This window comes from Caballeronia sp. LZ065 (genome assembly GCF_031450975.1).
Lineage (GTDB): Bacteria > Pseudomonadota > Gammaproteobacteria > Burkholderiales > Burkholderiaceae > Caballeronia.
Map to the genome: position 1 here is coordinate 1496809 of NZ_JARUXV010000001.1, position 21961 is coordinate 1518769.

At 61.8% G+C, this 21961-nt stretch carries 27 protein-coding genes and 1 tRNA gene; 20 read left to right on the forward strand and 8 right to left on the reverse strand.

All coding sequences use genetic code 11. The annotated features are described in order from the left end of the window. Positions 1–175: 175 nt before the first annotated feature. The 5 genes from pheS to QCE63_RS06835 all read left to right on the forward strand — a co-directional run bounded on the left by pheS (position 176) and on the right by QCE63_RS06835 (position 5444). Positions 176–1189, forward strand: coding sequence for a phenylalanine--tRNA ligase subunit alpha (gene pheS, locus QCE63_RS06815; protein ID WP_309831771.1), 1014 nt, complete (start codon positions 176–178; stop codon positions 1187–1189). An 83-nt stretch (positions 1190–1272) separates the two neighbouring features. Beyond that, on the forward strand, positions 1273–3705 hold the full coding sequence (gene pheT / locus QCE63_RS06820; protein ID WP_309831773.1) for a phenylalanine--tRNA ligase subunit beta: 2433 nt from the start codon (positions 1273–1275) through the stop codon (positions 3703–3705). Positions 3706–3774: 69 nt separating this feature from the next. Further along, positions 3775–4179 carry an integration host factor subunit alpha gene (locus tag QCE63_RS06825; RefSeq protein WP_309808019.1) on the forward strand — a complete coding sequence of 135 codons (405 nt, stop codon included), beginning with the start codon at positions 3775–3777 and terminating at the stop codon, positions 4177–4179. A 99-nt stretch (positions 4180–4278) separates the two neighbouring features. Beyond that, positions 4279–4662, forward strand: a complete 384-nt coding sequence (locus QCE63_RS06830) for a MerR family transcriptional regulator (protein ID WP_309831774.1) — start codon at positions 4279–4281, stop codon at positions 4660–4662. 182 nt (positions 4663–4844) lie between these two features. Beyond that, entirely contained in the window at positions 4845–5444 is a 600-nt protein-coding gene (locus QCE63_RS06835) for a short chain dehydrogenase (RefSeq protein ID WP_309831776.1), read from the forward strand. A 14-nt stretch (positions 5445–5458) separates the two neighbouring features. Here the strand turns inward: QCE63_RS06835 and QCE63_RS06840 are convergent, their stop codons facing one another. From QCE63_RS06840 to QCE63_RS06855, 4 genes are all read right to left on the reverse strand, one after another. Then, positions 5459–5809: a hypothetical protein gene (locus QCE63_RS06840; protein WP_309831778.1), complete on the reverse strand. Its 351-nt coding sequence runs from the start codon at positions 5807–5809 to the stop codon at positions 5459–5461. 135 nt (positions 5810–5944) lie between these two features. Beyond that, positions 5945–6097 carry a hypothetical protein gene (locus QCE63_RS06845; protein WP_309831780.1) on the reverse strand — a complete coding sequence of 51 codons (153 nt, stop codon included), beginning with the start codon at positions 6095–6097 and terminating at the stop codon, positions 5945–5947. Positions 6098–6320: 223 nt separating this feature from the next. Next, positions 6321–6397, reverse strand: a tRNA-Pro gene (locus QCE63_RS06850). A gap of 148 nt (positions 6398–6545) precedes the next feature. Beyond that, complete coding sequence (locus QCE63_RS06855; protein ID WP_309831782.1) at positions 6546–7262, reverse strand: hypothetical protein; 717 nt, start codon at positions 7260–7262, stop codon at positions 6546–6548. Between the two features lie 447 nt (positions 7263–7709). On the opposite strand from QCE63_RS06855, the gene QCE63_RS06860 reads away from it, so the two are divergent. The 15 genes from QCE63_RS06860 to QCE63_RS06930 all read left to right on the forward strand — a co-directional run bounded on the left by QCE63_RS06860 (position 7710) and on the right by QCE63_RS06930 (position 17189). Then, positions 7710–8294, forward strand: a complete 585-nt coding sequence (locus tag QCE63_RS06860; RefSeq protein WP_309831785.1) for a recombinase family protein — start codon at positions 7710–7712, stop codon at positions 8292–8294. Positions 8295–8400: 106 nt separating this feature from the next. Then, the gene (locus QCE63_RS06865) at positions 8401–8991 is read left to right on the forward strand and encodes a hypothetical protein (RefSeq protein ID WP_309831787.1); all 591 of its coding nucleotides are present in this window, start codon (positions 8401–8403) and stop codon (positions 8989–8991) included. 922 nt (positions 8992–9913) lie between these two features. After that, entirely contained in the window at positions 9914–10615 is a 702-nt protein-coding gene (locus QCE63_RS06870) for a hypothetical protein (protein WP_309831789.1), read from the forward strand. Beyond that, positions 10612–10782, forward strand: coding sequence for a hypothetical protein (locus QCE63_RS06875; RefSeq protein WP_309831790.1), 171 nt, complete (start codon positions 10612–10614; stop codon positions 10780–10782). Before QCE63_RS06870 ends, QCE63_RS06875 begins: the two co-directional genes overlap by 4 nt. Positions 10783–10810: 28 nt before the next feature. After that, positions 10811–11011 carry a hypothetical protein gene (locus tag QCE63_RS06880; RefSeq protein ID WP_309831792.1) on the forward strand — a complete coding sequence of 67 codons (201 nt, stop codon included), beginning with the start codon at positions 10811–10813 and terminating at the stop codon, positions 11009–11011. 143 nt (positions 11012–11154) lie between these two features. Beyond that, complete coding sequence (locus tag QCE63_RS06885; protein WP_309831793.1) at positions 11155–11490, forward strand: hypothetical protein; 336 nt, start codon at positions 11155–11157, stop codon at positions 11488–11490. A 17-nt stretch (positions 11491–11507) separates the two neighbouring features. After that, the gene (locus QCE63_RS06890) at positions 11508–11816 is read left to right on the forward strand and encodes a hypothetical protein (protein WP_309831795.1); all 309 of its coding nucleotides are present in this window, start codon (positions 11508–11510) and stop codon (positions 11814–11816) included. A gap of 235 nt (positions 11817–12051) precedes the next feature. Continuing rightward, entirely contained in the window at positions 12052–12534 is a 483-nt protein-coding gene (locus QCE63_RS06895; protein WP_309831797.1) for a hypothetical protein, read from the forward strand. Beyond that, on the forward strand, positions 12527–12811 hold the full coding sequence (locus QCE63_RS06900) for a hypothetical protein (RefSeq protein ID WP_309831799.1): 285 nt from the start codon (positions 12527–12529) through the stop codon (positions 12809–12811). Before QCE63_RS06895 ends, QCE63_RS06900 begins: the two co-directional genes overlap by 8 nt. After that, the gene (locus QCE63_RS06905) at positions 12808–13023 is read left to right on the forward strand and encodes a hypothetical protein (RefSeq protein ID WP_309831801.1); all 216 of its coding nucleotides are present in this window, start codon (positions 12808–12810) and stop codon (positions 13021–13023) included. The genes QCE63_RS06900 and QCE63_RS06905 overlap by 4 nt, the downstream gene beginning before the upstream one ends. Before the next feature lies 1 nt (position 13024). After that, positions 13025–13597: a hypothetical protein gene (locus QCE63_RS06910; protein WP_309831802.1), complete on the forward strand. Its 573-nt coding sequence runs from the start codon at positions 13025–13027 to the stop codon at positions 13595–13597. 11 nt (positions 13598–13608) lie between these two features. Beyond that, positions 13609–13860: a hypothetical protein gene (locus tag QCE63_RS06915; protein WP_309831804.1), complete on the forward strand. Its 252-nt coding sequence runs from the start codon at positions 13609–13611 to the stop codon at positions 13858–13860. 14 nt (positions 13861–13874) lie between these two features. After that, positions 13875–14816 carry a hypothetical protein gene (locus tag QCE63_RS06920; protein WP_309831806.1) on the forward strand — a complete coding sequence of 314 codons (942 nt, stop codon included), beginning with the start codon at positions 13875–13877 and terminating at the stop codon, positions 14814–14816. A gap of 51 nt (positions 14817–14867) precedes the next feature. Then, entirely contained in the window at positions 14868–15449 is a 582-nt protein-coding gene (locus tag QCE63_RS06925) for a hypothetical protein (protein WP_309831808.1), read from the forward strand. A 6-nt stretch (positions 15450–15455) separates the two neighbouring features. Further along, on the forward strand, positions 15456–17189 hold the full coding sequence (locus tag QCE63_RS06930) for a hypothetical protein (RefSeq protein WP_309831810.1): 1734 nt from the start codon (positions 15456–15458) through the stop codon (positions 17187–17189). 50 nt (positions 17190–17239) lie between these two features. Here QCE63_RS06930 and QCE63_RS06935 read toward each other — a convergent pair whose 3' ends face one another. The 4 genes from QCE63_RS06935 to QCE63_RS06950 form a co-directional block, all read right to left on the reverse strand. Continuing rightward, the gene (locus QCE63_RS06935) at positions 17240–18244 is read right to left on the reverse strand and encodes a site-specific integrase (RefSeq protein ID WP_309831812.1); all 1005 of its coding nucleotides are present in this window, start codon (positions 18242–18244) and stop codon (positions 17240–17242) included. A 747-nt stretch (positions 18245–18991) separates the two neighbouring features. Next, positions 18992–20239, reverse strand: coding sequence for a site-specific integrase (locus tag QCE63_RS06940; protein WP_309831814.1), 1248 nt, complete (start codon positions 20237–20239; stop codon positions 18992–18994). A 323-nt stretch (positions 20240–20562) separates the two neighbouring features. Beyond that, complete coding sequence (locus tag QCE63_RS06945) at positions 20563–21318, reverse strand: hypothetical protein (RefSeq protein ID WP_309831816.1); 756 nt, start codon at positions 21316–21318, stop codon at positions 20563–20565. Between the two features lie 80 nt (positions 21319–21398). Then, positions 21399–21845, reverse strand: a complete 447-nt coding sequence (locus QCE63_RS06950) for a hypothetical protein (protein WP_309831817.1) — start codon at positions 21843–21845, stop codon at positions 21399–21401. Positions 21846–21961: the final 116 nt, after the last annotated feature.

Consider the following 21961-nt stretch of genomic DNA (forward strand, 5'->3'; position numbering starts at 1 on the left):
TGGTTCGCCTTCTCGTCGCCGGGTTGTTGACGGCGGCACGAAGGCAGAAAACGGGGCTCTCACCGAGCCCCGTTTTTGTTGGTCGGACGGTTTTGCACATCGCATGCGCGCGGATCGGCGTGGATGAGCAAAACCGAACCTCTGTTTGAACTTCGACGTTAAGAAGATGGGATCAATGGATCTGGATCAGATTGTCGCGGACGCGAAAAGCGCCTTTGAACACGCCACCGACGCCAACACGCTCGAAAACGAGAAAGCGCGCTTTCTCGGCAAGTCGGGCGCGCTGACCGACTTGCTGAAGGGCTTGGGCAAGCTCGATCCCGAAGCGAAGAAGACCGAAGGCGCGCGCATCAACCAGGCGAAGCAGCAAGTCGAAGCCGCGCTGAACGCCCGCCGCCAGGCGCTGGCCGATGCGTTGCTCAACCAGCGTCTCGCGTCGGAAGCCATCGACGTCACGTTGCCCGGCCGCGGCGCCGGCGCCGGCACGCTGCATCCGGTGATGCGCACGTGGGAACGCGTCGAGCAGGTGTTCCGCTCGATCGGCTTCGATGTCGCCGACGGTCCTGAGATCGAAACCGACTGGTACAACTTCACCGCGTTGAACAGCCCGGAAAACCATCCGGCGCGCTCGATGCAGGACACGTTCTACGTCGACGGCCAGGATGCCGACGGCCGGCCGCTCCTGCTGCGCACGCACACGAGCCCGATGCAGGTGCGTTACGCGCGCATGAACAAGCCGCCCATCAAGGTGATCGTGCCGGGCCGCACGTACCGGGTGGACAGCGACGCCACGCACTCGCCGATGTTCAATCAGGTCGAAGGCCTGTGGATCGAAGAGAACATCAGCTTTGCCGACCTGAAGGGCGCCTACACCGATTTCCTGAAGAAGTTCTTCGAGCGCGACGACATTCTCGTGCGCTTCCGTCCGTCGTATTTTCCGTTCACGGAGCCGTCGGCCGAGATCGACATGATGTTCGAACACGGCAAGAACGCGGGCAAATGGCTGGAAATCTCCGGTTCGGGCCAAGTGCACCCCACCGTCATCCGTAACATGGGCCTCGACCCGGAGCGCTATATCGGCTTTGCGTTCGGCAGCGGCCTCGAGCGCCTGACGATGCTGCGCTACGGCGTGCAGGACCTGCGTCTGTTCTTCGAGAACGACCTGCGTTTCCTGCGCCAGTTCGCCTGACGCACGCAGCGCCCGCGACGTCCGGCGGCTCGCACTAGCGGAAGCCGGACCAGAGACTCCAAACATTTCGAACGTAGACATCCATGCAATTCCCAGAATCCTGGCTCCGCAGTTTCGTCGATCCGAAGCTCTCCACCGACGAACTCGCGCACGCGCTGACCATGGCCGGCCTCGAAGTCGAAGACCTGCGGCCGGTCGCCCCGCCCACCACGAAGATCGTGGTGGGCCAGGTGCTCGAAGTCGCGAAGCATCCGAACGCGGACAAGCTTAACGTCTGCCAGGTCGATGCCGGCACGGGCGAGCAACTGAACATCGTGTGCGGCGCGCCGAATGTGGCGCCGGGCATCAAGGTGCCGGTCGCGCTGATGGGCGCCGTGCTGCCGCCGGCCGAAGCGGGCGGCGAGCCGTTCGTGATCAAGCCCGCCAAGCTGCGCGGCGTCGATAGTCAGGGCATGCTGTGTTCCGCGCGCGAACTGAAGCTGTCGGAAGATCACAGCGGCCTGCTGATCCTGCCCGCCGATGCACCGGTCGGTCAGGACATTCGCGAAGCGCTCAATCTCGACGACACCGTCTTCGAGATCAAGCTCACGCCGAACAAGGCGGATTGTCTGTCGGTGTATGGCGTCGCGCGCGAAACCGCCGCGATCACCGGTGCGCCGCTGAAGGCGCTCGACGTGCCGGCAGTCGAGGCCACGCTCGACGAAAAGCTGCGCGTGAAGATTCTCGCGCCGGACCTGTGCGGGCGTTTTTCAGGCCGCGTGATTCGCGGCGTGAACGCGCACGCGAAGACGCCGCAATGGATGGTCGAGCGGCTCGAACGCGCGGGCCAGCGCAGCATTTCCGCGCTCGTCGATATCTCGAACTACGTGATGCTGGAGCTCGGCCGTCCGTCGCACGTGTTCGACCTCGACAAGATCCACGGCGCGATCGAAGTGCGCTGGGGCAAACCGGGAGAGTCGCTGAAGCTCTTGAACGGCAACACCGTCGAGCTCGATGAAACCATCGGCGTGATCGCCGATGACCGTCATGTCGAAAGCCTCGCGGGCATCATGGGCGGCGACAGCACGGCGGTGTCGCTGGATACCACGAACATCTATCTCGAAGCCGCATTCTGGTGGCCCGACGCCATTCGCGGCCGCGCGCGCAAGTACAACTTCTCGACCGATGCCGCGCATCGCTTCGAGCGCGGCGTCGATTATTCGACGACCGTCGAGCACATCGAAATCATCTCGCGCCTGATCCTGGACATCTGTGGCGGCGCGGCGGGTCCGGTCGACGACCAGATCGTCAACGTGCCCGAGCGTAATCCGGTGGCCATGCGCGTGTCGCGTGCGCATCGCATCATCGGCGTGGAGATCGGCGCCGAGGAGATCGCGCAGATCTTCACGCGCCTGAACCTCGCGTTCGAGCGCGACGGCGATACCTTCAAGGTCACGCCGCCGCCGTATCGCTTCGACATCGAGATCGAGGAAGACCTGATCGAGGAAGTCGCGCGCATCTATGGATTCGAGAAGATCCCGGCGCGTCCGCCGGTTGCGCACAGCGAAATGCGCCGCACCGACGAGACCCGTCGTTCGATCCATGTGCTGCGTCACGCGGTTGCCGCGCGCGATTACTCGGAGACGGTGAACTTCAGTTTCGTCGATGCCGAGTGGGAGAAGGACTTCGCCGGCAACGAGCAGCCCATCAAGCTGCTGAACCCGATCGCGAGCCAGCTCTCGGTCATGCGCACGACGCTCTTCGGCAGCCTGATCGAAGTGCTGCGCCATAACCTGAACCGTCGCGCCGAGCGTATCCGTGTCTTTGAGGCGGGCCGCGTGTTTCATCGCGATGCGTCCGTGCAGGCGGGCGAACTCACCGTGCAGGGCTATGCGCAGCCGAAGATGATCGGCGGCCTGGCGTATGGTCCGGTCATCGAGGAGCAGTGGGGCGCGGCGACGCGCAACGTCGACTTCTTCGACGCCAAGGGCGACGTCGAGGCGCTGTTCGCGCCGGTCGTGCCGCGTTTCGTGAAGGCCGAGCATCCGGCGCTGCATCCGGGACGTTCCGCGCGCATTGAAGTGGCAGGGCGCGCGGTGGGCTGGATCGGCGAACTGCATCCCCGCTGGCAGCAAAAGTATGATCTTCCGCATGCACCGGTCGTCTTCGAAGTCGATGCCGAAGCGTTGATGGAACGCGCGCTGCCGACGACCTCCGAGGTGTCGAAATTCCCTCCGGTGCGTCGCGATATCGCGGTCGTCGTGGATCAGAACGTGCCGGTTCGGGCGCTGCTCGACGAGCTCGAAAACGCCCGCTCGGAACCTGCTTGCAGGCACGTCACGAGGGTTGCGCTTTTCGACGAATTTCGTCCAAAATCAAATACTTCCGGAGGGTTGGGCGCGCACGAGAAAAGTCTTGCCTTCCGTGTAACGTTGCAAGATACTGGCGGCACGCTTCAGGACGAAACAGTCGATACGGCCATCAAGACACTGGTGGATCGTCTGACTCGAGTACACGGCGCGCGATTGCGTGGATAGCCTTCTTCTGGAGTGGCCCATCCGCACAACGCCCAAGGTCTCAAGCGTGTTACGCGCCGTTTTACCGATATGAACCAAATGAACTCGAGTGATTTCGAAGCCCTTCTTTCGGCGCAGCGCAGCGCCATGACCCGAGATATCCCGACCTCGAGCGCGCCCGGCGATACGCCCACGCTCACGAAAGCCGAACTGGCGGAAATGCTGTTCGACCACGTCGGCTTGAACAAGCGCGAGGCGAAAGACATGGTCGAAGCTTTCTTCGAAGTCATTCGCGACGCGCTGGAGAGCGGCGAGAGCGTCAAGCTCTCCGGCTTCGGCAATTTTCAGTTGCGCGACAAGCCTCAGCGTCCCGGGCGTAATCCGAAGACCGGCGAGGCCATTCCCATTGCGGCGCGACGGGTCGTCACGTTTCATGCAAGTCAGAAGCTGAAGGCGCTGGTTGAAACGGGAGCGGAGACGGATCTCGCACGTTGATCCCTGATTCACGGAAAGCATGCGGCATCGTCCGCGCTTTCTGCTGCTGTTGACCACCGCGCTTCAATCGACATCAATAACCAAGATGGTTGATCGACGATGGAAAAAGTCGTCTTGCCTCCTATCCCGGCCAAGCGTTATTTCACGATTGGCGAAGTCAGCGAACTGTGCGGCGTCAAGCCGCACGTGCTGCGCTATTGGGAACAGGAGTTCACGCAGCTGAGGCCGGTGAAGCGGCGGGGCAATCGCCGTTACTATCAGCATCACGAGGTTCTGCTGATCCGGCGCATCCGCGACCTGCTGTACGAGCAGGGCTTCACGATCAATGGAGCGCGCAATCGCCTCGACTCGCAAGGCCGTGCAAGCGCTGACGAAGCTGAAGGCGAGAGCGTGTCGAATGAGCCGCAGACGGCACACGCCTCGGTGGATGTCGATCAGTTGCGCAAGGAGATTCTTCAGGTGATCGGCCTGTTAGGCGGCTGAAGGCCGTGTGCGGATGATCGACGTGTCTGGGTCGGGAAAGCAGAGAAATGCCGCGCTTCGTCGCGGCATTTTTTCGTCTGTGCAGAGCGCGGTGTTTCATCCATGCGCTGCGTGCCGCACAGTGGCGCAGTACGATGAACGCCTGCTCGATCCCATCCCGTCCTATCGATTCAGGAGGCTTTATGCGAGTACTGCTCGTTGGCGCAACCGGTCTGCTGGGCACCGAAATCAAGCGGATCCTCGAACCCCACCACGACGTGATCACTGCAAGCCGCAAGGGCTCTGATGTGGCTGTCGATCTATCGGATAAGGCGAGTATCGTCGCCCTGTATGAACGCGTGGGACAGGTGGGTGCCGTGGTGTGCGTCGGCGGAGCGGCGAAGTTCGCGCCCCTCGACGCGCTCGACGACGAGGGCTTTGCCTTCAGTCTCGCCAACAAACTGATGGGTCAGGTGAACCTCGTGCGCTGCGCGAGCGGACATGTGGAGGCTGGTGGCTCGGTCACACTGACGAGTGGCACACTGGCACAGGAACCCATGGTCGGCGCGGCCGCGGTGAGCATCGTCAATGCAGGCTTGGAGGGCTTCGTGCGGGTCGCGGCACTGGAACTGCAAGGCACGTTGCGCGTGAACGCGGTGAGTCCGGGGTGGGTGGCGGAGACGCTCCAATCGATGGGCAAGGATCCGTCGCAGGGCATTGCCGCCGCGGATGTCGCCAAGGTCTACAAGCGTGCCATCGACGAGGCCATCACCGGGCAGACGCTGCTTGCGGTCAGGAGCTAAGGGCCTGCTGGAACTTAGAACTTGAGAGCGGCGGGCAAGCGACGCTTGGGCCGAAGCGCGGCGCGAACGGCGGGCACTTTGGCTTCGACAGAGCAATAAACAATGCTCGGCCCGACGCCCGAGGGCGGATAGATGCGCCAGTCGTCGTCACCGTGATGGAAGAAGTAGAGCGCGTATCGTCCGCCGGGCTTCGGCGCGCTCAGACAGACATAGCGGCTGCCGCCGGGATAGATGCGCCCGTAGCGCGAAACGCGTGCGTGACTCGTGGAATCGAACCATCTCGAGACTTCCTCGCGCAGACGGGAGAAAGGTCGATGGGACGAGATGCGCCCGGATTGCAAGGGCGTGGAAACGGTCGAGGGCATGGCGCGCGAATCCTTATGCGTCACGTTAAGATTAGAGCTTAAATAGCTGATCGACAAGCTTTTTCTCTGGCTTAACGTATGAGCATTGAGCCCTGAAGCAGCGATGTTCGGCGGCCGCGAAAAGGCGGTTGAATGTCAGACGCTGAAGCCCATCATTGCGCTGGTGCTGGAGAGCGCTTCCTGTTCCGCGCGGGCCTTGAGCATGGCATCGGCGAGACGGTAGTAAAGCTGCGCGCGCTCGTCGAGGAAATCGGAGGAGGCATCGTTCGGCAGGGAATCGTCTGCCATGTCGCCCGCCAAGGCTTGACCCGCGAAATAGTCTCGAAGCGACATCCCTAAGTTCGTATTGCCGGGAAAAGCGCGTGGGTTGTTGAGCTTGTTATACGCCATTGTTCTTGCTCGCCGTGTGTACGTAACGGTTCTTCAGATTCCCAAGCGGGTTCTTTTCAAGCCAGGTTGGAGCGGCAAAGAAAAAGGCTCTCTGGTCGAGACCAGAGAGCCTTTTTTGTACTGGTCGGGGCGAGAGGATTTGAACCTCCGACCACCTGCACCCCATGCAGGTACGCTACCAGGCTGCGCTACGCCCCGATTGCCTTCCGGCAAGGCTTTGCGAGATTCCACTGTGCCTTGCCTCACTGTCCCGGCTGTCCATGTGGAAGCGGTCTGTGTAGCAAAGAGAGGCGATTGTAGCAGACGAATTCACGGGGCGGAAGTCCATCTGTCAGTGCCGCAACCGTCACCCTTTCCGCATGGCTTCGCAGTATCGAATTGCGTCTTCAAGGCTTTTGTTTGCTTTAGCGATTGGGTCGTGCCGCGCCACTTCGAGACCGGCTTCGAACGCCTGCCGATTGTTAAAGAAAAGCTGCGCGGCGAACTCCGGTATAAACGTTGAGTTCGCAAAAGTCTCGTCTAGCTCGGTGATGCTAAAGGGCGTACCGATCAAGTCCTTCACGTTCTCCGTTTCGGCCAATGTGTCCTTCAGCAACACACAGAAGTCTTTGGCAAAGTCTAGAGATACGGTCCGAATGTCTTTTTTCGGTGCCTCAATCTGGATCACGTCTCCCCGGTTGTCGATTCGAACTATCTTTGCTGGGACGAAGTAACGCCCGTCAGCCCAACCATCCACTACTGGATGTCCGTCATGCGTAGTCGCGTTACGAGCACCGCGTATGAAACTGCCGTGACGCAAACCTTCTATCTTCGACCACGGAAGCTGCTGCCGAGTAATGATCTGCACCGAATCCTTGAGGGTCTGTACAGCGTTCAAGAATGCTGAAAATCCAAACGTCACGCTGCGGTGATTCTCATTGGGCACATGCATCTGTGTAGAGAACATGTGAAGTGACCGGTCGCACGCAGCCACCACGACAGCCAATTGATGATGTAACTCGTTGATCTTGCCGCTGTATGCATTAGCCACCCAGCGGCGGTGGCGTTCTGGTAGGTCTTCCATTGCTCATCTTGGCTCATGTATGGATCGGTGAGTTTATCGCCCGACCCGAAAAATGCTCCACTTATTCGCGGGCACTTACGCCGCCCACGCGCCTGCCTGCGCCCCCGTACGCCCGCGAGCGCGTTCAAGAGGCGCGGGTGCGCGCACGAATGCTCCTCTGAGCAGACGCCGCACGGCAGGTGACAGCCCGCGCCGGGACGCGGGTGAGCGCCGGTCCGGTGACAGTGACCTATCGAACAGCCGCCACACATGCCTTCATCTCGCTGAATGACTGGCGAGCGAGGCGCAGCAGAATGCGCCGTTCGCTCAAAGACAGCAGTCGATGCGGATAGAAAACGTTCGTTAAGCATCCACCTAGCAACTTCGCGTAGCGTTGGTAAGAAACTCCTTGCATTCGGTTTCTATCCATGCGAGCATTCTATCCACGTTTTCTAACTGGGGATCAAGATGTCGCGCACCTTCCTTTACAGCCGCGTATCTACGCAGGATCAAGACACCATGAATCAGCAGCTTGCGGCGCGGCAAGCAGGGTATGACGTAGAGCCGCGTCGAGTGCATGCGGAGACGATCAGCGGCACCGTGCCAGCTATGGAGCGGCCAGTGTTCCGCAAGCTGTTCGAGAAGCTGGAGGCGGGCGATACGCTGGTCGTGGCGAAGCTCGACCGTCTCGGTCGCAACGCGGCTGACGTGGACTCGACCGTGACGAACCTGCGCGCCGCAGGCGTGCGCGTCGTCGTTTTGGACTTACCGGTGCAGGAGGTGACGAGCGCTGCCGGTGATCTAGTGCGCCGCATGTTCGCCGCCTTCGCTCAGTTCGAACGCGATCTGATCGTGGAGCGGACGCACGCGGGGCTGGAGCGAGCACGCGCTTCGGGTCGCATCGGTGGCAGGCCGGAGCGCTTCACGCTGGAGGAGAAGCGCGCTATCAAGGCACGGCTGGACGCAGGCGCTACGGCGCGAGGTTTGGCGAAGGAGTACGGCACTACGCACGTCACCATCATGAAGGCGGCTAAGGAGGCATCCGCTGAATAGGGCGCTGGCACCGCACACCGTAGCAACCCGGCCTATCCGCCAAGACCGACCGGGCAACCTTGACCACGCGGGCCAGCGCGCTCGCACGATACCGTAAAAGAAGACCATGAACCAGAACAATGCAGGAACCTTCGATCCGTCCATCATGATTTCCACGCCGAACGAGGCTTACAACGAGGGCGCATTCTTCGCTGAAGTCGATTGGGGCTGGTTGATGACCATTGGTGATGAGCCGACCGAGGAGGAAGCCGAGATGATCGGCCACCGCCCGGCTAGCATGGCCGAGCACTGTGCGCTGTCGTGGGCGTTCGTTTCCAGCGAGGTATGCCCGGCCTGGCAGGGCGACATGGACGCCCAGGCGGAGTTCTATGTCGGCTATGAGGACCGGGCGAGCGAGCTTGCCGACGCGGGCGAGGCAGGGTATGAGGCGCTGGCCGAGGCCGGGACGCTGGCGGACACCGCAGGCTGGCAGCTTCAGGGCGCGCCGTGGGCGGCGGCGGCCAGCGACGGCGAGAAGGCGCTGCGGGCCGTCCGGGCAGCGTGGGCAGGTGCTGCTGCGTGGCAGGCCGTAGCCGAGGCCACCGGTGCTAAGGCTGACGAGCTTCGAGCAATCGACGCGGTGATCCGGGCGGAAGCGGCGGGCGAGTGCTCGCTGGATTGCCGGTACGTGGAAGCAGGCGTCGAATACGCCCATTGATCGGCGCGGCGCAGGCCGCAACAGCCAGAGACGAGGCCCGCCACCGTGTGGGCTTCTCCGTTTCTGGCCTAGTGACCGATTTTGGACGACTTAAAAGACGAAGAAACCGCGCCCTAAACCGAGGCCGGAAAGTCGGCGTTTGGCTTAATGACCAAATTCGCATGACTCTTTGGACAGATAGCGCGGGCCATGCGGCTACGGCGTCCGTACTCGGCGCGGGAGCGCGCCCAGGCGCGGCACTTTCGGAGGCCCTTGAAACCGCTTGACAGCCCGGAAACCGTCTGACAGAATCCGTCCCGCTGCACTGATTGGCGAGACTAGTTCTCCCGAACCGCACCAGTGCAGCGACCGCATGAGACGTCAATCTCTCGTGTCGGTAGGAAGGCGGGTTCTTAGACGTGTCGAGATTGCCAGTACGGCGTTTCGGTGGGTCGCAGAACCCGCCTTTTTGCGTTTACGCCCCGCATCGGCGGGAGTGCGGAAGAAGGACCGGGACAGGCTGATTGAGGCCGACCGAAGGCGGCAGTGGTATGCAGCGAGGGGCGTGGAACGTCGGGAGACGTGCCGATCCTTCGACTAGCTCTGATCCATCAAGCGAACTGGATTCCTGTGAGTGTCCAGCGAAGGGGAGTAGGAGGGAATAACTCACATTTCGCTGATGAAAACCCTTGTAAATCAATGGTTTGCGAGGTATCGCAATAAGATGACTAACGTGATGCAGACCCGCCGCCTCATGCGCCCATCCGGCCACTAGCGGCAATTATCAAAAGGAGGATCGATGCAGAGAGTCAGTAATTCGCTATACGAGAACGGTCGATGCTTCTCGGACTTGATCACTTGCAGCAGTCGCACAGATTCCGTAGATGACTGGGCTGTCTTCCAGACGGCTGTGAAGTGGCGGCGGCTCTCAACGGGCCTCAAGGTGAACGGTCACATCATCACCCGATACCGGGTGCGAGAAGCCCTGAGCTACGTGAATCTGGTTACTGGTGAAATCGTCACAGCCCAGGAAGCGCCGAAGCTCGGGATTACCATCGCAGGCCATATCGGTGAGAAGGCGCTGCGTCGTGAGATCGTCCTGACCGGTATGCGGCCCGAGGCGCGAGCGTTCGCCCAATTCTGCCTCAAGTTCAGGAACAAGCGTCGAGGCGTAACTCCCGGCTTCGACAAGCTCTGCCACTGGTACGCGGCCTATGCGAACAAGCGGCCCGATAACGTCCGCCGACTGTTGCCGTCGCTGCGTAAGGCCGGTGTCATGGCCGGTGAATCGTTGGTTGGCGTCGAATGGCAGGTGAGTGGCAGCAAGACGAATGCGGCCTCGCATCTGAACGAAGACCCGAATGCCGGGCGCATCTTCGGTGATCTGATTGTGCAGCGGGGCGCGGGTCTTAGCTTCGAGTGCAAACGGCTGATGGTTGAGCTGACCGACGAACTGGCGAGCACACCGGAATGGGCCGAAGTCGTTGACGCAGAGAACGAAGTCGCCGTCGCATGGGGTGGCACAGCGCCAACGATCCTGGCCCCGCAACCGCGTCTGACGCGAACGAAGGAAGCGGCGCTGCTGTCGGCAATCGACCTGCTGACCAAGCATCGCGGCATGTATAGCCTGGAGGCCACGGCATGAACCAGACGAACCGCCGACAGCAATGGAGGCAGTGGGTCAGCGACCGCGAGGTCAATGGCCGCAGCATGACGCCCGCCATGATCCGCGACGAGGATCACGCTAGGCGTATCAAGGAGGCGCGAGAGGCCGAGGCTGACTTCTCGCTACCGTTCGAACTCAAGAAGTGACGCTCTGAACGCGTCGAAGGAATGAGACATGAAGAACATCGCACATCCTTTGGAGAATAACGTCGTCGCCCGCGACTACTACGACCGGCTGGCGGCGCGCAAGTCAAAGGGCGCTGTCGTCGTCTGGCGCGAAGCAGTGGAGACACTGACCGGCAGCTTGCCGACATGGGCGGCGCGACAGCGCGCTGCTCGCGTTAAGACGGGGGCAGCAAGGGGAATTCAGCAGTAGTCATAGGCTAACTCGTGGCCTTCTTCACGAGAATTCAATGAGGAGTCTTTACTATGGCAGGCGGAGCACGAGTCGTCCGTATGGACGCACAAGGTAATGAAGTTCGGCAATTCGGCGGAAACCTTCCGTCTCGCGGGCATGGAATGAACACCAATCGTTCGCGTCTCGGCGGCGGTTCGGTGTCCGCCATCACGCACGACGATCAATTGGAACGTGTGCTGACGACGATGTACGGCGTAAACCTGTACGACGACCCGATCCGCTTCGCGGAACTCAATGGCCTGACAGTCACCGATCAAGCCAGCATCGACGCAGTCCACGAGTCGCCTGACATCGTGCGCGCCGCGATTGTGGATATGGGAAAACAGATGAGCATGGCCCGCGCAAGCGGCGGTCGCGTACGGGCAACGACCGCAACAGGCAGCGACTATCGCGGACGTAAAGCGATGTTCGCAATCGCATCACATTTGCTCGGCTAATCACACAGGAGAAAACAATGAGCATTTCAACCGTAAGCAGCATCACGACGACCATCGAAGGCGAGACGCACCTGCTGCGCTCGCGCACCGTCTCGTACACCGATAGCGAGGGCGTTGCACGCACCATGCGGCTCGAACACATCGACCCGCGAGACACGGCAAGCGTCGCGCTCGTCGCGGCGAAGCTGCCCCCTGACATCGTTACTGCGGCAAGCAGCCTCGGATGGGCGACTGTCGCGACTCAAGCGGCTGCGTGGATCGCAGGCGTACGGCGAGGCGGCATGCACGGCCCGCAGGCGGCCTCTTACACGAATATCGACTGGTGATGGAGCACGTGCCGACCCACATCGACGGTGAGGCGATTCCCGCCGAATTGCGCGTCCGTATGTACGAGGAGGCTTTGGCTCGTCATGCAGCGGCCTTCCGAGCACGCGTAGGCGCAGGCCAGTCCTCGGCTGCTGAGAGAGCAGCAGATCGCAGCGCAGGCGAAAAGACGGCATGAGTTTGACCGCACGCCCGGAGCGTCATCCGGGCTTCCACCAACAGACTAAGGAGTAACACATGGCAAAGAAGACCGAGAACCAATTCCCGCTGCCCACCACAGAAGCGGAGGCACGCGACCGTTTGATCCACCTCGGCGGGATTATCCGGGACGCTGAACCGCTGGTGGCACAGTTGAAGCGCCTGCAAGCGGCGGGTGAAATTCTGCAAGCCGCTGCCGCCGAGGCGGCATTTATCAATGAACACCTGAATGGTATCCGCGCTGCCGACGATGATCGCGCTGTCCGCGAGTACGAGATCACCGGCATCACGCTGGTAGGCGACGCTCGCAACGGTGGCTTGCCGTCCTTCACCGTGCATGGCACCCATCGCGGTAGTCCGATCCAGCAGCCCTTGAACAATCAGGACCGCATCTTCCTGCTTGCTGTGGCACGCTGCCCCGAACTTATCCCCGCTGCGGTTTTGCAGCGCGATCCCGCCGACCCTCATAACGCGCTCATCAAGCACAGGGCCGACCATGGACGAGGCTACTGCAATGGTTAAGTTGACGCCTAATCAAATTCGCGCAGCACGAGTCGGTAACACTTCCGAACGCTTCGACGTAACCGCGTGCCGTCTCCGTGTGCATCCGTTCGATGTGCAACGTGCCATGGCCTTTGAAAGCCTGACAGCCGAGGAGCGCGACACGATCCTGGATCGCTACATCGCGGGGGATCGGTTCGCAGACATCGTTTCTGACATCGGCACGACAGCGACCGCCGTACACAAGACGATCCGAGGCGCGTTGATCTGGCGTCGCGTCGAGGACGCGTTGGCATGAGCGCACTGTACGACGACGCGCTAAAGACCGAGATGACAGCCGAGAAGCGCATTCTCCAACAGACGCAGCGCGGCCTCCTTGCCGTCCTCGACTGCTGCCAGCGTGTTGCCATTCGTCGGACCATGACCGGCGAGGAGGCGCTTGCTCTCACCAAGCGGCAGGTGCGCGACTACTTCACCGCCGAGATTGCGGCGCGCAAGGTCGGGCGCTGACATGGCGCGACCAGCGGGCGCACGGCGGCACCGCGAGCGCGGGCTTTGGTCCATTGCACCGTACGCCGCGAAGCTGACGGCGCGCCACCGCCAGATCGCTCGTGCGGATCACGCCTTCGAGCGGGCGCTGCGCGAGCAGACTCGATACCAGGCTCGCATTGACGCGCTGATCGCAGGCCGAACGTGGTTCGATGGCAGGCTGTGCGAGCGGTGCGGCACGACCCGGCGAAGGGTCTACAACTCCTCGTGCTGGACATGCCAGCGGAAGCGCACGCATTTCGAGACGGACGGACGTGGCCGGTGCATCACGCGGTGGACGGCGAACCAGTCCCGCGCTGGCTATCTCTCCCGGCAGGAGGAGCGACGCCGAGAGGCGGCAGGCGAATACATCGAGCACCAGAGCGGCGAATGGGCGGCGCGGCAGTATCCAACCGGGCGGCTTGCGGTGCGCTGCCCGTCACTGCACATCGACAACCCCGACTTCGCCAGCGTACCGCACGAGCGCATCTTCGCATTGTGCAGACAGAATCCGGACCTCATCGCCTTGCTTCGACTGGCGGGCTGGTCTATCTAATAGGAGCAGCTATGAGCATCGAATACATCGGCGCGCCTTCCGGCATGCCGTCAGGCCGCACGTTGGCGGAACTCGCGAGAGAAGCGAACGAGCGCACTTGCGACCCTGGAGCAGGCGTCGCCAAGCTGGCTGAATTCATGGGGCTGGTCATCATGCGACCAGGCCATCCCGCTCGTTCGGAGGTGCTGACCTATCTCACCCGGTACGGACAGGGCGCGATGATTGGGTTGATCCCGGTCATCGCTTCGCCAACAATCCATTAAATAGGGAGAACCTTATGTGTCAATTCGTACAGATGATCGCGGGCGCAGTGTCGGGCGTGTACCAAGGCACGATCCTCAACGCGCAGAACAACGCGCAGAACACCGTGGACACGGCTAAGACCGACGCGGCGAACTTGCTCTCGCAGGATCAGGCAGACAACGCGAACAAGCTGCGCCAGGCCGGTAACGGCTTCGCAGCGGCGCAGGCGAACCTCGCCAATACACAGCGGTCAATCGGCAACAGCACGCGGGCAGCAGCCGCAGGCTCGGCTTGGAACACGGCGCAGGTGAATCAGGCTCGCGTGCTCGACTCGATGATCCGAGGCAACGTCGAGCAGCAGATTCAAGCTGCACAGGCGCTTGGCGCGATCAACGCCGACAACGCGGCGCGGGGTGTCGGTGGTACAAGCTCTGAAATGATGCGCGCTGCGATGAAGGGCCGCAATGCGCGGCTCGGCGTCAATCAGGCGACGAAGACGCAGCAGGTGTCCTTCGATGCCGCGATGCAAAACAGCGGTCTGCGCTCGAATCTGATCATGTCGCAGGACTACGGCGAGACGGTCGCGAACATGAACTACCAGGCGGCGATTCCCACCACGTACATCGCACCCGCGAAGTCTCCGGACCTCACGGCGGCGCAGATGGCGCTGATGGGCGCGGCGGGTGGCGGCGGCTTCAGCCAGTTCCGCAATGGCGGCGGCTCCACTGGGGTGTCTATCGGCGGCTCGGACAACAGCAACGGCAGTGGCACAGTCGGGCAGACGCAGAACTACTCGTCCAATGCAATCATCAATGGCGTCAACTCCGTAGGCGACACATGGACGAGCACGAACGCCAGCGGCGGCAATAAGTACGGCTTCAGCAGCGGCTCCTCCAGCAGCGATTGGAACCTCGGCGGCAGCGACAACAGTAGTAACGACGGCGGATTCAACTTCACGCTGTCTGGCGACGTCTGATCGCTCGCGCAACCAAACGTTCTAACTAACAGACTAACGATAAGGATTACGATGGGAATTAATTTCAGCCTCGGCAATGACGGCGGTGTAGTCGTCCAGCAGGGCAGCGGCACGAGCGGAAGCTCCACCACTTTCGGCGGTGGTTCCGCAGGCGGCTCGCAGTCCAGCGGGCAGGTGGCGCAAGGCGGTACTGACATCGCCGCGTTCGCGGCAGGACAGCGGCGGCAGGGCGTGCTCGGGTCTGGCATCGACATCGACAGCTTCAACAAGCTGACGCAGGGCATGATCCAGCCGTACATCGACCGCGCCAAGAAGGAGCAGTACGCAGACGGCATGGCACAGGCCGCGCAGGGCAAGTCGCTCATCGACATCGAGAACGACCAGCCGTGGTACACGAAGCTGTACGGCCCGGACGCCACGGTGCAGGGCGCGCAGATGTTCAACGTGAACGCTGCGATGAACGACGCGCAGACGCAGTTCATGCAGGCCATGCCGCAGTTGCGCGAGAAGTCGCCGGATCAGGTGCGAGGCTACATCGTGCAGAAGATGTCTCAGGTGCCGCAGACGGGCGACCAGTGGACGGACGCGATGGTGCAGCAGAAGCTGGCCGAGCAGATGCCGCAGATGCTTTAGCAGCACATGCAGCAGTACGTACAGTACACGCAGGAGCAGAACTACAACGGCTTCACGAACATGGCGACGACTGCGGCCAAGTCGATGCAGGCGACCCTAGGCGCGAATCCGAACATGACGGCCGATGACGTGGCGCAGGCCCATGAGAACTTCAGGCAGCAGATTCAGCGCCCCGAGAACATGGACCTGGCCTCGTATCAGCGTGGCCTGCGCGATGTCACCGTGTCGAACGCGATGACCGGGAACTGGCAGGCGGTGCGCGCCATCCAGCAGCAGCCTGAGTATCAGACGCTGGACGCTGGCATGAAGGCCGAGCTTGCGGACAAGATTCCACGGCTTGAGGCGCAATGGGCCATGAAGAATCCGGACAACACGCGAGGGCTGGAGGACGTTCACACGCTGGAGTTCCGCATGACGCAGGGCGTCAGTCCGTACGCCACATCGGCAGAGGGCCACGCAGCGGCCACGGCACAGATGGAGAAGGTGAACGACGCCTGGCGGCTGAAGAACGGAGATGCGACCGTGCCGTTCGCGCCGGAGAAGATCGCGGAGACGTTGCAGAAGATGGACTTGAATAACCTGCGCCAAGACCGGGCCTTGCAGCGGGCGCAGCGAGGGCTGCTGAACTTCGAGCAGGGGCAGACGCTCGTGGCGAGCGCATGGGCCTCCGACAAGCCGGAAGCGCTGAAGGGCATCCCGATCCCGGAAGGCGCGCAGGTGTCGCTGCTGAACGGCGTGTGGCAGGACGCGCTGAAGGCCAAGGCAGCGGGCGGTGAGAACGACCCGACGTGGAACACGTTCTGGCAGCACGCCAGCGCGACGGCCCGCGAGAAGGACATGCACCCACCAATGCTGGCTGGCTACATCAACAGCACGATGGGCACTATGTTCGACGGCACTGGCCCGGCTAATCCGCAGCAGCAGGACGTTATCAGCATCGCGCAGAAGCTCCGCGAAGGTCCGGGCGGCGCAGGCGCGGTGAAGTCGTACTTCGGTGACAACGCCGAGTCGGTCCTCGCCATCCTCGACAGCGGTGCGGACATCACAGACCCGCAGCAGTTCGACATGCTGCGCACGCAGCGCACTCGCGGCAAGCTCGCGCAGGCCAGCGCACTCGACAAGAAGGAGGCGCTGTCGTACGTGCAGAAGCAGTCGGGTCCGTGGTGGAACCCGTTCCGTCAGGGCAACCTCTCGGCGTGGGACATCAGCGACGGCAACAAGCAGATGCTCGCGGGCAAGATCGCTGACCGCATGGCGTCGAAGCAGGCAGCGTTCGGTCTGTCGGACGATGACGCGGCGCGCATGGCGTACCAGGAAGTCGTCGGCTCGGCCACGGCTGTGCCAGGCGCGCTGATCCCGGAGGACAGGGGGCGCTTCGGTCCCGGCCAGACGTTCAAGGACTTCGTGACGAAGGTTCCCGGTGCGACTGCCTCGCAGGACTCGAAGCTCTATCAGGACTCGATGCGCGAGGAGATCAGCGGCCTGGCACGCGATGCCGTGAAGGGCAAGGGCGGCGACATGGCGAACTTCGACCCGGACGACTATCACGTTCAGTGGGGCACGTACCTCGGTGGCGGGCACCTGAACCTCAACCTGATGCGCAAGGGCGATCACGCGCCGCTGAACATCACACTCGATGCCGCGAGCTTCGGCAAGCGTATGGCGAAGAAGTCGCTCGACTCGTCGTACGGCAACAAGCAGGGCGACGTAATTGGCGACCCGGTAGCGGGCGTCTTCTAAGCGCGGCGCGGCAGCGGCTTCACACGAGGCTGCTGCCGCGCTGGCGTTCTCTAGCCGAGCTTCTTAACGAGTTCTTTGGCGCGCAAGTGGGTGTACCGCTGGAGCATTGAGAGGGTCTTATGTCCGGTAATCTGCGCGACCTCGATTGGGCTTAATCCAAGTTCTGTAAGCCGCGATGTGGCCTCGTGGCGCGTGTCATGGAACCGAAAGTCCTTTAGACCGGCACGCTTCAATGCTCGCCTGAAGGCCAGCTTGACGGCGTTTCGCGTGACGCCAGGAAAGACTGGCCCGTTCTTTGGCTCACCCTGTTTGCGATGCAGCGCTTCGAGTACCTTCATGCATGTCGTGTCGAGCGGCACCGTCCGTGTGGTGAGAGTCTTGGTCGCAGCGGCGGGCAGGAGCGCGACATGATCCGCCAGGTCGACGTTCTCCCATTGCAGCGTACGAATCTCGGATTGCCGCATCCCTGTTTGAAGTGCTATTTCGACCATTGCAGCGAGCCACCATGACCGTGCGCGGTGGCATTCGGTCATCAGCACGGCTTGCTCGTCGGCAGGAAGGCGACGCTCGCGTGGTGGATTCGATCTCGGACGCCTTACGTCGTCGCATGGATTGATCCGCATCGCAACGTCCCACTCCTTCCGCGCAGTGTCGATGACATGCCGAAGGATGTTCATCTCGCGGTTGACAGTCGAGCCGGAGACACATTGCAGCCGCCTCTGTCGCCATGCTGCGATGACCGAAGGCTTCAACGCCGAGAACGAATAATCCGCCAGAGGGTCGCGTCGCATCGCGGTTAGCCGGATTCGCTCATCAGCAGCGCCGCGCTTACCCGACGACACCTCGTCGGCATAACGTGCGAAAGCGTCTCGCAAAAGCATCTTGCGAGCGAGTGCGGTGTCCACAAAGCAGTCCCGAGACATCTCGGCTTCTGTCTCTGCGATCCAACGCTGCGCGTCTTTCTTCGTAAGGAATGTTCTCGACTGGGCTGGATAGCCGTGCCGTCGAATCTTGCCAGTCCAATTGCCATTCGGACGTTTCTGAAGGGTGCCCATACCTGCTCTCCGATAGTTGATCGAATGCGGGTGCAGGCAGGTCAGTGTCGCGTGCCACTCAGCGGAGACAGTCTGGACGAACCTTTTCTCATTTTCAATTCCGCCCTAATAAGGAGAATCGCCAATTGCAGAGACTCACAATTAAGGACATCGAATCACGATGTCTCACAAATGAATTGAACTGTTGGCTTTGGACTGGCTATCGAAACCGACACGGATACGGCTGCGCGAAACACGAGGGCCGCGCAACCGAATTGCATCGACTCGTACTCACACTGGCTGCGGGTCCAGCGCCTACGCCGGAGCATCAGGCAGCGCACGGTGCCTGTCACACGCGGCATTGCTGCAACCCGGCGCACCTATCGTGGAAGACGCCTAGCGGGAATCAGCGCGACCGCGCTCGCGACAGGACGGACAGCCGAGGCGAAAGCAGCGCCCATGCGAAGCTGACTGCCGATCAGGTCAGGTACATCCGGTCGGTGTACACGCCGTACAGCCGCAAGCACGGCCCTGCTGCTTTGGCACGCAAACTCGGTGTGTCTGCGAACGCAGTGAGCACTGCGGCACGCGGCCTGCGCTGGAAGCACCTCAGTTCATAAGCTATGCTGCTGCTAGGAGGGACTACATCATGCAACCGCCAGAGTTAAAAGAAGGCGAGCGCCTTTGCCCGCGATGCGGCGGGCGAGGGTTCCTGGATTCGCTCATGCAACGAGCATGCGAACGCTGCAAGGGCGGCGGTGCGGTCGCTCAAGCGCGCCAGCGTTCAGGCAATACCAGGCCATGCACGCGGTAACGCTGCATCGCATCTACCAAGGGTGCAAGCGGGTACAGAGTCGCACCGTACCGACGCCCGACTGATCCCGACGTGTGGCCGGTGATCGCGTCGGAGACTTCCTCGCTGATCCCACATTCCCGCATCGCGTGCTTGAGGAGGTGTCGGAACGAATGAAACACCATCCGCCTGTCCGAGATACCGAGCTTGCGGATTTGCTTGCCGAACCACTTTCCGAACAGACCGCCCTCGCGTCCGTCTGAATCCATCTTGAGCAGCGGGAATAGGCGTGCGCCGCGCACGCTCTGCGCATATTCGATGAAGCCAAGGGAAATAAGGTCAGCGTGGATCGGCACACGGCGGCGAGAAGCTGCGGTCTTCACTTCTTGCCCCTCCCCAATGTCGCTAATGCGTAGGATCCACGCACTTTGCTGCACGCCACTGGCATCCACGTACGCGGACTGCTGAACATCCTCCGGACGAAGCTGCGCGAGTTCTTCGAGGCGAGCGCCAGTGTAAAGCGCAAGCAGCGGCATCCAGTAAGTCGCCGCCCCACCGCCGCCTGCGGGACGATGACCCTCGGTGTACACCTGTGAGGAGAAGATGCGCTTCAGTGCTGGGAGGTCGAACGGTAGGCGCACTGCTTTCGCGTTACGCCGCTCACCGACGCGGACTCCCTTCGAAGGGTCCACTGACATCCACCCTTGATTCGCGGCGTAAGCGAGCAGTGTCCGAAGCATGACCAGTTGCTTATCGGTGTTTACTGCTGTTTGCCCGGACTCAATGAGGGCGTTCTTGAAGGCGACGACGTGTTTTCGCTCGATGGTGGCGAGCGGGATGTTGCCGACCATCTGCCGGAACCTGTTGACTACCTTCGTAACTGTCGTGACCGTGCGCGGCTGCGGCTGGCGTTCCTTCGCCCATGCGGCAAGCACTTCCGACAGGCTGCGGCCCGTCCGAGCAGGTTGCTTGTGCGGCTGCGGCACGATGGTTTCTGTGTGCGGCAGATCAGGCAGTCCCGGCTGCGGCGTCCCGGCGCGCAGTGCCGACCATTCTGCGTCGATGCGTACGCCTTCAAGGCGACAGCGGCGCACAGCTTCGCTTCGGTCGGCAGTGCCGAGGGCGCGCACAAGTTCATGCTTACCGATGACGGCGATTAGGTCAGAAGGGACGCGACGGCGAATGCTGTAACGAGCACCACGGCGGATGAGATGGGTACACATGCTGGCCTCGGATGTGTAACGACCACATCGAACAGCCGGACTGAAGGAGAGAGGAAACGTAGCAGAAACAATCACTTAGCAGCTAGGCCACTGAGGATTTGAACCTCCGACCACCTGCACCCCATGCAGGTACGCTACCAGGCTGCGCTACGCCCCGATTGCCTTTGCGAAAAGTCTGGCGTTGCCGTCTGACCCTCCGCCACGATCCCGAACTGCGCTGCGTGGCAGCAGGGTGTGTAGCAAAGAACGGCGATTGTAGCGTGGCGGCGGGCGGCCCGCAAGCGGGCCGCGGTCCATCCCTTCGTGCCACGGCTACTTACTGCTTATTGTCTTGCGCCGACGAAGAGCACGCCCGCTTTCGTCGGTGACTGAAGAGTCTGAAGTTCCGCGCGCATGGTTGTTCCAGACATGACCGCGACACCCGACGCCGTAGCGTTCGGATACGCGCAGGTTCCGCCACCGAAGCTGATCGTCAGGTCGTAGACGTTGCCCGACGCATGCGGCTTGATCGACCCAGTGAAGGTGCATCCCGCGCCTGTGCCCGTGATCGACCCGGTGGCGTCCGCCGTCAACGTGACGTTCGGGTCGCGTCCGCCGTTGGTCATGCTCTCGCCCTTGAAGGTACCCGTCACCGTGGCCTGCATGGGCACGGTGTCGTAATTCGGATCGTAGGCGCCCGCAAAGGTGGTCTTCGCCCCGTTCGCGTAAAGGATCGTCGTGTTGATGGAGACTTTCGCAGAGTAAGCGCCTGAGAGCGTAACTGCATTGCTGCCCTGACCTTCGAGGTTGTCGTCGATGCCGCTGCCATTCGACAACTTGCCGTTGCTCGACGCGACCGCACCGATGACCCCGCCGGCGATGAAGTTCACGTTGCCCGCGACGGAGTAAATCGAATACAGGCGTCCGTCGTCCAGAATGAGCACGGAGGCTTGCCGGTTGTTGTCCGTCTCCCCTGTATAGAGCCCTGCCGCAGACGGCGTGGGAGCGGGCGTGGACGGGCTGTTGTCGCTTCCACCGCCGCCGCATGCGGTCAGGATGATCGCGGCCGACGCGGCGGCGACAGATGAATGGCGTCTCATTGCATGTCTCTGTTGTAGATGTGAAATTTGCTTCAGGAATAGCGATTCAACGCGCACCAACAATCACTGCTCAACCACCGCTACAGCGGCAACTCCGACCGCGTATAAGCCGACGTCTGGATCTGCACGACATCGCGCTGCTTGCACTGCGCGCGTCGCTCCACCGGACACTTCGCGCAAGCCCTCGCACGTCCGGCCGCACGACAGCGCGCAAATCGCTGACGCCTTCGGAACCGCACGGCCAGCGCCAGTGCGATGGTCAACTGAATCAGGTAAGTCACGGCCCGTTCACCCCAGTCGCTGCGGGATGTGTAGCGCTCATACTCGGTCCGTTCGTAGAAGCTGGCCGAAGCAAAGATCATCGTGAGCGCGAAGTCCAGCAGCATGGCCAGACAACACAGTGCAAAGAAGAACAGCGCGCCGTTCCAGCGCGGAACGCCGCAAGCTGCATTGACCGTGCGGCAAACGAACATCACGAACGTCAGCAGGCACAGCCCGAACGCCAGGGGAAACCAGGGAAAATCCATGTCGCGCAAACCTCGTGACAGACGAAGTGAGGGAAGGTCCCGGCGCTGCGCGAGATCGCGACACACTCGCGACGCACCACGTCGCGCGCACGCTGCGGGAAGCGGCGCGATGATGG